We start from the raw sequence: 10,376 nt of genomic DNA on the forward strand, positions 1-10,376 counted from the left end.
TCCTCCCACACCTCCCACCCCTCCCACACTTCCTGCTTGCCCCATGCCCAATGAAATGTAGCAAAAAGTAACTAGCTATTGGTGTTCAGAAATAAATTTAAATTTTTAATAATTTATCTAATATTTTGGATACATTTTAAAAACAAAATTATCAAAAATTTTCAATTATGTTAAAAAATCAACAAATAATCAGGACATTAAGGGTTTTGAAAACGAGTGAATTAGTTTCTCCTAAGGTAAGTAAGTCGGCACAATAAAATTAAACTGTGTAAATAAAAGTAAACAAGGCTCAAATTCTTTTCCCTCGTACTTTTTGCTCACTGCTACCTGCCTATTCGTAACTACAATTATTTACGCCGACTCACTTAACTCAGCACTGGGTTTAATGATAACAGCTGCGTTGGATGTTGTTTTCGCTGTTAGTGGCCATAGCACTTGAGCATCAAGTAAAACATTTAATTATAATCAGAACAGCGATCGCCATCACAAACTAGCTGGAATCGGCTAATCCTCAAACATCAAAAATCTAGTTACTGGTTTGCCAATTTGACAAGATTTTTCGGATTTTTCCGAAAAGTAATTAGCCAAACTTGTAGTTTATGATGCGAACCATCGGAATATATTTAGAGGCAAGTCTTAACAGGGAAACCCACGCGTCATAGTGTGGGGTTGTGACAAGGACACCGTTTAAAATCGTGCTTTGCGTCTGGTAAAAACATCTTTTTTAAACTGTACCTCAGACCCAAAACTCAAGTTTTTCATCGCTGTTCCCGGTTAAGACTTCCCTAATTCAGTAGGGCATCTTCTCCCAAACACTCTTCGTATTGCACAACTTTTTTTAAACAGGAGTTAAGCTATGACGCAGCGACTGACTCAAGAGGAATTAGCACAAATAGTCACTGAAGTTGAAAGTCTGCAAACGCGTCGAGAAGCAGAATTAGACCAGCAACAAGTTAAAGAAATTTTACAGGAGATGAACTTACCGCCTGAGTTACTAGATGAAGCTATAGTTCAGTTGCATCGTCGTCAAGCCCTTTCAGTGCAACAACGTCAAAATCGATGGATTACCTCTGGTGTGGTGGCATTATTAGCAGTGGTGAGTGCATCTACAATATTTGTCATCCAACAACAAAATTCTGCACTTGCTCGTGTTTATGCTCAACAAGACCGCATCACTTTAGCACAAAATAATAGCGGTAATTTAAACACAATTTCTCGCCAAACTAATGCAGAAGTTTTTTATCGTGTCACCTTGAAGGATGCACCTTTGGGTAAAAAACTAACTCTTTCGTGTAATTGGTTAGATCCAAACGGTAAAATTGTCAAGCAAAACAACTATCAAACCCGCGAAATTAATACCTCAGTTTGGAATACTCAATGTCGCCACACGATTACTTCAGCTGCAACTGTTGGCAAATGGCAGGTGCAAATGTTCTTGGAAGGGCGTCAAATTAGCAATGAAACTTTTCAAGTGAACTAGTCCAATGATGGACAACATCCCACATCATTTTCTTGGATATTGGGGTTACGGCGCTCAACATCGGTTGGAAGCGCTGTTAAGTGATGTTTTGCAAAACCTCTCCTCTAGGAGGGGAGAGACTTTTTTCCCTTCACAAGCAGAGTTAGATGTGGTTTTTACAGATACACCAGAAAATCATCTGCTTCCTGTTTGCAATGTTATTTATATAGGACGGGATAAAAATTATTCACCGTTAAAAAATCAAATTGCTGGTGTTTCGGCCTCAGGAATATTCAGTGCGCCAGATGCTTGGGTAAGTCTAGAAAAAAGTAATTGCCTAATTTTGGGTAGAGAACCTTTCGGAAAAATGCCTTTGTATTGGACTGTCCAAAGACAAGTAATTTGGTTTGCAACTCAATTAAAACTTTTGTTACCAATTTTGCAAGAACCAGATGTGAGTATTCCTGGTTTATATGGTTATAGTTGTTTTTCCTATGTTCCCACACCTTTAACTCCTGTGACTGGAGTTTTTGCAGTTCCGGCGGGCACTGAATTGATTTGGCACGATGGCAATTTAAATAATCTGCAAACACCCGAATCTCGAAATATTAATTCTTGGCGACAAGCCCCAGAACAGTTAACAGATGAAACTACAGCAATTCGAGAATTACAAATCCTGCTGAAAAATTCCATTGCAGAACAAATTGCCGATTTTAGCCATGAGCCTGTGGGGGTGTTTCTCTCTGGCGGACTTGATTCTTCTGTGGTGGCAGCGTTACTGGTGCAAGCAGGGGTAAAAGTTTGCGCTTACACTTTGGATTTTGGTAACGTAGGAATTCCAGAATATCCCTATGCCGAACAAGTCGCCCAATTTCTCAAAATTCCTTTAGTAAAAGTAGCAGCACAGCCAAATCATATTAAAAATGCTTTAATTCCTACGGTGAAAGCATTGGATTTGCCTTTTGGTGATGGGGTGTGTGTTCCGTTGTACCTGCTATTTCAAAGAGCGAGAGAAGAAACTCAGATAACTTTTAATGGGGAAGGTGGAGATCAATTATTTGCAGGTTGGACGAATAAACCTTTAATTGCCGCAGGAATTTATCAGTCAGCAAATCCCGCCGGCGAGGAAACTTTTATCCAGCAATATCTCCGGACTTTTCATCGTCTTTGGGGCTATGAATCTCAAGTTTATCAACCAGAAATATATGGCGAAATCGAGAATTTGCATCCTGAAGATTGGTTGTTAGCGGCTCTCGATGCTACTGAATGTCCAGCTTTGCTGCATCGTCTCCGGCGTGCCAGTTTAATGCTCAAAGGAGCGCAGAATATCCATCCTCGTGCTAGTGCTTTGGGATTGGCTCATGGATTGTGGGTGCGATCGCCTTTTTGTAACCTAGATTTAGCACAATGGACATTTCGTTTATCTGGAGAACTTTGCTTACAAGGAGCTTGTGAAAAATATATCCTCAAACGTGCTGTGGAAAATTGGCTACCCCCTGAAATTGTTTGGCGACAAAAACGTGGTATGGGAGTTCCCTTAACTTCTTGGTGTTTTAATGATTTGTGGCATCAAATTGGTGTGTGGCTCAATCCAGAAACACTCAATGCTAACAATCATTTTTATCCCCACATCGCCGCCCAAATAGTAGAAGGTAAATTAGGAGGTGCTATTCAAGGTAGGCGAATTGGTGAAATTCTCTGGTTATTAATTATGTGGCAACTTTGGCGATGGCAGTTCTTAAATGAAAACTTCAGCAAACAATCATGGAATCATCCATTTTGGTTACCCCCTTGGTTGTGGAGGAATTATAAGCGATGGCAAGCTTAGATAAAAGTCACGAGTTAGGAGTTAAGAGTCATTCTCCCCATGTCCCCATGTCCCCATGTCCCCCATTCACTCAAGAACTTGCTCAAGAGTTACTGAATCACTACGGTTCTCCACTTTATGTTTATGATGGCGATCGCTTATGCCAAACTATTGAATATATTACTCAGGCAGTCAGTTATCCTCGTACACAATTTCGCTTTGCCAGCGTCACTAATGGTAACATTGCGCTGTTAAAAATTTTTCGCTCCGCTGGCTGGGGACTCCACGCCAATACACCAGGAGATATTTATCTAGGTTTGCAAGCAGGTTTTAATCCCAGTGAGATTGTTTACAGTGGTAGCAATCTAAACCACGCAGAGATGACACAAGTCCTGAATTGGGGAGTCACAACTCTCAATTTAGATAGCTTGGATCAATTACAGTTGTGTTGCCAAATCTTGACAAATAAAGTTAGCAAAAGCACACTAAACCAAAATAATCCCCCCATCTCCCCACCCCGCTTGGGTTTACGCGTTAATTTACCGGAAATTACCGGAGATAGCCGCATTGGCGTTTGTCCTGAAGAATTTGCTCAAGCCATTGCTTTAACTAATGAAGTTGGACTAAAGCTGAGTGGTTTACATTTCTATCGGGGGACGGGAACCAATGCGACAGCAGCTTTCACCGAGGTAATCGATAAATTAATAGCTACAGCACAACTATTACCAGATTGGGAATATTTGAATTTTGGTGGTGGCTTTGGCTATCCCTATCAGCACAACGCAGTGGGGTTTGATTGGGAAAAATTTGGTGCTGAGTTAAGCAAGAAACTTACCTGTTTACCAAAGAAAATTGATTTGGTAATTGAACCGGGACGAGCTGCGATCGCGGGATGTGCAACTTTGCTTGCTGAAGTTGTTTCTGTAAAATGGCAAAAAGACAAACAAATTCTCGGAGTTGACACCACCGTTGCTAATCTTTCAGTACCTCCAGTACACGGTGGACATCGAAAAATCATCACTTGGGAAAGAGGACAAGGAAAAACAAAATCCTTGGTTGATGAAGTCCCCACTCCCCACTCTCTATTCACAACTGATGTTTGCGGTAACACAACTTACTCAAGAGATTATCTCGGAAAAAATTGCCAACTCCCAGCATTAAAAATTGGTGATGCTATTGCCATTTTAGATGTGGGAGCCTATGGCTATGCTATGTCATCTCACTTTTTACACCGTCCTAAACCGGCGGAAGTTTTGTTAGAAAATGGCAGACATCGCCTAATTCGTCAACGGGAAGATTACAATGTTCTGCTGGCAAATCAGGTGTTGAATAACTAATATTATGTCTGGTAAAAACCTGTTTATTAAGGCTAGTGATTAACCGGACATGATATCAAGATTCACTACTAATATTCAATCAAAATTATGAAGTGTATTAAATGTGGAACTGATAATAAATTAAAAGACCGGACAGCTAATCAAGGTCGCTGTGTAAAATGCAATCATCCGTTTGCTTTTGAACCGATGAGTATGAATAAAGTCAAAATTACTGACCCGTTATTTGCCAAAACTTTATCTGATATTTCGGCTAATAACACTTTATTCTTTACACCTAAACAATTATTTTATTTTTTAAATATGCGGATTGTCAGTAAGTCATTTTCCTCTGTGTTCAGCTTATTGATCGGTTATTTAATATTCAGCATACTTATAGCTTTTTGGTCGGCTCAGATAACTGCTGGCAATCAAGATATTATCGCCTTGTTATTATTTATTTTTAACGCTATTTATATTTGGAATATTTTTCAAAATAGTGATTCTCATCAACTTAATGCTAAAAGTCGCAGAGCAAATGCTAGAGCATTACAAATTGTTGGAATCATCATTTTAGGGGGAGGAATTTATGGTAGCATATTGATTATCAATTCTTTTTATGCTTTTACTTTGAGCGTCGTTTTGGGAATGGTATCGATATATTTGGGAACTCAACAGCTACAAAATTCTGGACTATCAACCCAGGAATTTTTATTTTCTCAAAACGAGTTTGAAAATTGGATCGAACGCTGGCGACAAATCAATGGTTTAATTGTTAAAATTCTTCCTTCACCACGAGAAGACAATACCCTGACTACATTTAATCCAGATGTTACTGCATACAGTTTTGATAGATTAATCGTTTGCGATCGCGCCACAATTGCTCAACTATTAATCGCTAATAATTTCCATTTTGAAAACAACTGTGCAATTCTGAGCATCACTGGTTATCCTCAAGGTATTTTTGAAACTATGATGCAAATGCTACGCCGAAATCCCGATTTGAAAGTTTATGCACTTCATGATTGCAGTCCCCAAGGAATCGGTTTAGTTCACCATTTACGCACTAGTCCTAGATGGTTTCAAGATAGCGACATTATAATTATTGATATTGGACTAACACCACGTCAAATTATTGCTGCTAAACGTGGAATGTTTATTCAAACTTCTTCAGAATCAGCACAAGCCGCCAAAAAATTAACTACAGAAATCCGTCAAATTTTATCTCCTGAGGAAATAGAATTTTTAGAGTCAGGCAAATTTGTCGAATTAGAATCTTTTACTTCCCAAAGGCTAATTCAAATTTTGCAAAAACGTATTGCTGATAACCAAAATATTGAAAGTTCTGACAGCGGTTTATTTTTAACTGGCGAGACAGGAAATGATATCTACGTAGTTCAAAGTTTTGGCTAATATAAAACTCAAATTTTATTCTTCGTCATCATCATAATTGTTTACAAATGCCCAACTAATTATTCTGAGACAAACCTCTGCATACCTTTATCAAAACTTCCAGCAATCTAGCTAAATAATTAACATGAAATGCATTAAATGTGGAATTGATAATAAACTTAGAGAGCGAAAATTAAATTCGGGTAAATGTAAAAATTGTAGTCATCGATTTGTATTTGAACCCACTAGTCATACTAGCCATAAAAATTTAACAGATCAATTTTTTGCAAATGCGATCGCTCAAATTTCTGCTAACAATACTTTATACTTTACTGTCGGTCAATTCAAATATTTTATCGATAGAAAATTCACACCAAATACAAAACCAAGCATCATAGAGTCAAAACAAATCAACATTCATCGCATCAATTTTAATCTCTGCTTTGGTATCAGTGTATTAGTGTTTTTACTTTATACTGTTTTGAATATTTATGCTCATCTAACTTTAGTCAAACTAAATATTGAAATTACTCCCTTCAGTGTCAAATTTTTCTTATTTTTGCTTACTTCTTTTTTAGCTTGTTTCTTCAAAATTCAAGATGCTGCTAATTCATCATCCTCTGATGAAATGAGGTCTCAGCGCCTTCAACCAGATACAAATATCTTTAGCCAATTACTCAAAGATGTATTAATATTAATTATAGGCATCATCTTGAGCCAATTTTTTTATTTTTCTAATAATTGGTCTTATGTTTTATTAGGAATAATCGCAATATATTTGGGCAGATATATATCAAATATTTCCATTTATTTAGGCGATTTAATAAAAGGAAATCGGGCTGTAATCAAAGTTACTCAGAAAATATATAATCCTGGATGGTTTAATAATCAATCAATTTATGAATTGATGAATCCCTGGCAAAAAACCAATGGTTCGATTAAAAAATTACTTTCTGATGTTTATAAAACAAATATAAAAAATGTCAATATAAATAATGATATTACTGCTTATAGTTTTGATAGATTGTTAGTGTGTGATAGTGATATTATTGCTCAATTCCTCATTGCTAATAATTTTCATTTTGAAACAAATTGTGCCATATTCAGTATCACCAAATATCCCGAAAGTATCTTTGAAATTACTATGCAAATGCTCCGCCGCAATCCTGATTTGAAAGTTTATGCATTACATAATTGTAGTCCTGGAGGAGTTAGCTTAGTGCATTATCTACGTTCTCATGATGAATGGTTTAAAAATAGTGATGTAAAAATTATTGACCTTGGGATATTGCCACGTCAAGTACTCAAAAGCCAGAAAATATGGATTAAAAGAACCGAAGAATCAGCATCACAAGCTCAACAATTATCTACACAAATTCAACAAAGTCTGAGGTATGAAGAACTCAAATGGTTAATGGATGGTAATTTTGTTGAATTAGAATCCTTGCAGCCACAAAAATTAATTCAAATCGTAAACCGTAGCATTGCTGCAAATCAAAATTTAGATATTAATGATGACAACTTGATTAGTATAAATGACGGAAGTAGTACATTCTATAACAGTATTGAAAGTTTTGGTTAGCGCCATCAGTATCAACTTTACTACTACTTTTTATTTACCTGTAACCAAATTTCTAAACTTACCAATAACCACAGTTTAACGCCGTAGCGTCCCCAAATATCGCCTTTATAGTCTAGCCAATCTCGTATTAATAATTGATTAAAATAAGGTGCGATCGCACTTTTATTATCTAACAATAACTTTCTCGCTTCTCGTTGCCAATACTTGCGAAATCCCATCTGTACGGGTACCATCATGCCACTTTTGGGACGATGAATAATCGCCTCTGGTAAAACATCAGCAACCGCTTGTTTGAGTACTGCTTTTTCTTCTACCCCTGAAAGTTTATACTTTGGAGGAATCTGCATACTCAAGTCAACAACTCGCTGGTCAAAAAGTGGCGATCGCCCATGTAAATTTGCTGCTTGAGTTAAGTTATTCACCTTTGTTAAAATATGGTCGGCTCCCTTAAACTTAATATTTAAAGCCATTAACTTATTTAAGTAATTCACATCGGAATTTAAATCAGACAAAAATACAGATGCTTCTGTTTTCACTGCTGTCCAAACATCTGATTTCAAAAGTTGTGGCAAGTCTAAGGCACACTTTTGAAACGCAATCAGATATGCTTGTAATGAATCTTGATTATTAATTGAACCATATAAAATATTCATCAACATCGGCTGATTTTTCGGGCCGCCAAAACAAGGATCGCCACCTTCACCATTGAGGATAACTTGCACATTTTCCCGCGCCATTTTTCCTAAAAGAAAATTTGGTACAGTCAGCGGATCGCCTATAGGATCGTCAAGATACGCCATTGTTTGGGGTAAGCATTCCCACATATCTTTAAAAGTAATTTCCAGAATGTGGTGTTGAGTTTGACAATGTTCAGCCACCAAACTAGAAAACTCCAATTCATTGGGACATTCAGTACCAAAATGAATCGAATAAGTATGTACTGGGTGATGATGAAACTTTGCTGCTAAAGCTGTGATACTGCTAGAGTCCAAACCACCAGAAAGGAAAACACCAACAGGTGCATTTTGCGGTAAATATTCTTGAACAACTTGATTTAAAAGACAACGCAAGCGATGGCCATGCCATACTAAAGATTCATCCTCCCCTGTAATTTGCTGTTGCAATTCCCAGTAACTATAAACTTTGTTTGCAGACATTTCCATAACAGTTCCCGGACGCACTTCTCGCACCTGTTCCCAAAGTGTGCGTTCTCCCGGTACGAAGGCGCAACAGAGATAATCCCGCAACGCCACCAAATCCACATCCTTTGAATGATAAGATGCGATCGCTCGCATTTTTGGCGCAATGGCGCGAATTCCACCAGTAGTAGTGTAATACAGAGTCCGGCTACCAATGCGATCGCGTCCCAACCATAATACTTGCTGATGGCGATCCCAAATGACTAACCCAAACATCCCCTCCAACAATTTCAGACATTCACAACCAAACTTTTCCCAAAGTTCAGCAATCAATTGACAATTGTTTTCAGAAAAATTATTTGCATCAACTTTCAATTTTTGCAGCAACTCCAGCCGATTAGTTAACCATACATCACCGACTACTACAAATTGTTCTGTAGAACTGAGTGCAAATTGTTCACTACTCAGCGCAGAAATCACAGCAAATTTGTCATCTCGCCAAACTACATCTGCTGTGAGACTATTTAATTTTCCCCAAACTACATACCAGCTAGAAGAAACATCAATCGGTGAAATATTCGATTGAAAATTTTTGAAAATATTGAATAGCATATTAATAATTAACGTGCGATAACTACCGCATTAAATTAAGTATTTTATACAGCAGAATAATAGACAATGCCCTAATTTTCCAGCGTCCAATCTTCAAACTTTAATTCAGCTACGCGGCAAAAATCACGTTGATTCCGCGTTACCAAAATCCCGTTATTGGTAATTGCAATTGACGCTATTCGTAAATCTTGAGTTCCAATACGAATTTTTTGTCGTCGCAGTTCTGTATAGCAATTAGCAGCTTCTTGATTGTAATCGAGTACGTTAATAGTTTTAAAATCTTTCAAAGTTTCATTTAATTGCATGTACGCAAATACTAATGATTCTTGTGAATCGGCTCTTCTAATCCGATTCATCCTTCCATACATTTGTTCTTCAAAGGTAACAATTGTGGTAGCTAATTGTTCTGTAGGGATTGTATTTACACGTTGAACTACTAATAAATGCGCCCTTTGAAAAAGTGAAAAAGTATCTGTATCCAGTATCCAAAAATTCACTTAATTTCTTCCTCCAGATCTAATTGGCGATAATACTCTTCCATTTCTGCATCCAGTTCCTGCCGATATGCTTCAATATCCGCCAGCATATCATCGAATTGTGGGTCATCTTTATACTTACCAGCAAATTTCATCCAAGGATGTTCTGATTTTGCCGCTTCTATTTCTTGAGTTACTATTTCGACATTTTGAAAGCGAGAATTCACAAGTTCGTGTAAATTTTTTAGAGCTTCTTCCCGCGTTGCACTAAATACCTGACAATCTGGTAAACCCCAAACTGTTGCTTGATATCCGTTTTCTTTTGCTTCAACTAATACTGAATAGTTCAATTTTGATGATGAATCAACTGTATTTTTCAGCAAATTACTAGTCATAAAATACCTCTAGTCATTAGTCATTAGTCATTGGTCATTAGTCATTGGTTATGAATCAATACGGTTCAGATAAGCAGTATGAACTTCCCTTGTGGTCTGGGAAAAGGTTAAGGGATAAAGGATATATTTGAAACCTTTCCCCCTTCCCCTTTCCCCTTTCCCCGAACCGTATTGCCTACGCCCGCGCTTTCAAGGACAAAT

General features: G+C 37.5%; 8 protein-coding genes. 5 read left to right on the top strand and 3 right to left on the bottom strand.

Annotation, left to right across the window (positions count from 1 at the left end; translation table 11 throughout):
- Nucleotides 1–856: 856 nt before the first annotated feature.
- The 5 genes from GNE10_RS25555 to GNE10_RS25575 all read left to right on the top strand — a co-directional run bounded on the left by GNE10_RS25555 (nucleotide 857) and on the right by GNE10_RS25575 (nucleotide 7,553).
- Nucleotides 857–1,480, top strand: coding sequence for a DUF3859 domain-containing protein (locus tag GNE10_RS25555; RefSeq protein ID WP_185567830.1), 624 nt, complete (start codon nucleotides 857–859; stop codon nucleotides 1,478–1,480).
- A 7-nt stretch (nucleotides 1,481–1,487) separates the two neighbouring features.
- Complete coding sequence (locus GNE10_RS25560) at nucleotides 1,488–3,287, top strand: asparagine synthetase B (protein ID WP_185567847.1); 1,800 nt, start codon at nucleotides 1,488–1,490, stop codon at nucleotides 3,285–3,287.
- On the top strand, nucleotides 3,275–4,603 hold the full coding sequence (locus GNE10_RS25565) for a decarboxylase (protein ID WP_185567832.1): 1,329 nt from the start codon (nucleotides 3,275–3,277) through the stop codon (nucleotides 4,601–4,603). Before GNE10_RS25560 ends, GNE10_RS25565 begins: the two co-directional genes overlap by 13 nt.
- Nucleotides 4,604–4,690: 87 nt before the next feature.
- Entirely contained in the window at nucleotides 4,691–5,992 is a 1,302-nt protein-coding gene (locus tag GNE10_RS25570; protein WP_185567834.1) for a hypothetical protein, read from the top strand.
- A 124-nt stretch (nucleotides 5,993–6,116) separates the two neighbouring features.
- Entirely contained in the window at nucleotides 6,117–7,553 is a 1,437-nt protein-coding gene (locus GNE10_RS25575) for a hypothetical protein (RefSeq protein WP_185567837.1), read from the top strand.
- Nucleotides 7,554–7,576: 23 nt separating this feature from the next.
- Here the strand turns inward: GNE10_RS25575 and GNE10_RS25580 are convergent, their stop codons facing one another.
- The 3 genes from GNE10_RS25580 to GNE10_RS25590 form a co-directional block, all read right to left on the bottom strand.
- Nucleotides 7,577–9,304 (bottom strand): asparagine synthetase B, encoded by a 1,728-nt coding sequence (locus GNE10_RS25580; protein WP_185567840.1) that lies wholly within the window; start codon nucleotides 9,302–9,304, stop codon nucleotides 7,577–7,579.
- A gap of 71 nt (nucleotides 9,305–9,375) precedes the next feature.
- Nucleotides 9,376–9,801 carry a type II toxin-antitoxin system VapC family toxin gene (locus GNE10_RS25585; RefSeq protein ID WP_185567844.1) on the bottom strand — a complete coding sequence of 142 codons (426 nt, stop codon included), beginning with the start codon at nucleotides 9,799–9,801 and terminating at the stop codon, nucleotides 9,376–9,378.
- Nucleotides 9,798–10,175: a type II toxin-antitoxin system HicB family antitoxin gene (locus GNE10_RS25590; RefSeq protein ID WP_099072601.1), complete on the bottom strand. Its 378-nt coding sequence runs from the start codon at nucleotides 10,173–10,175 to the stop codon at nucleotides 9,798–9,800. Before GNE10_RS25590 ends, GNE10_RS25585 begins: the two co-directional genes overlap by 4 nt.
- Nucleotides 10,176–10,376: the final 201 nt, after the last annotated feature.

The organism is Nostoc sp. 2RC, from assembly GCF_014222165.1.
GTDB lineage: Bacteria > Cyanobacteriota > Cyanobacteriia > Cyanobacteriales > Nostocaceae > Nostoc > Nostoc linckia.

What these genes read in the sequence shown, in the direction of transcription:
- GNE10_RS25555 (WP_185567830.1), top strand. Translation starts at nt 857, where the DNA reads ATGACGCAGCGACTGACTCAAGAGGAATTAGCACAAATAGTCACTGAA.
- GNE10_RS25560 (WP_185567847.1), top strand. Translation starts at nt 1,488, where the DNA reads ATGGACAACATCCCACATCATTTTCTTGGATATTGGGGTTACGGCGCT.
- GNE10_RS25565 (WP_185567832.1), top strand. Translation starts at nt 3,275, where the DNA reads ATGGCAAGCTTAGATAAAAGTCACGAGTTAGGAGTTAAGAGTCATTCT.
- GNE10_RS25570 (WP_185567834.1), top strand. Translation starts at nt 4,691, where the DNA reads ATGAAGTGTATTAAATGTGGAACTGATAATAAATTAAAAGACCGGACA.
- GNE10_RS25575 (WP_185567837.1), top strand. Translation starts at nt 6,117, where the DNA reads ATGAAATGCATTAAATGTGGAATTGATAATAAACTTAGAGAGCGAAAA.
- GNE10_RS25580 (WP_185567840.1), bottom strand. Translation starts at nt 9,304, where the DNA reads ATGCTATTCAATATTTTCAAAAATTTTCAATCGAATATTTCACCGATT.
- GNE10_RS25590 (WP_099072601.1), bottom strand. Translation starts at nt 10,175, where the DNA reads ATGACTAGTAATTTGCTGAAAAATACAGTTGATTCATCATCAAAATTG.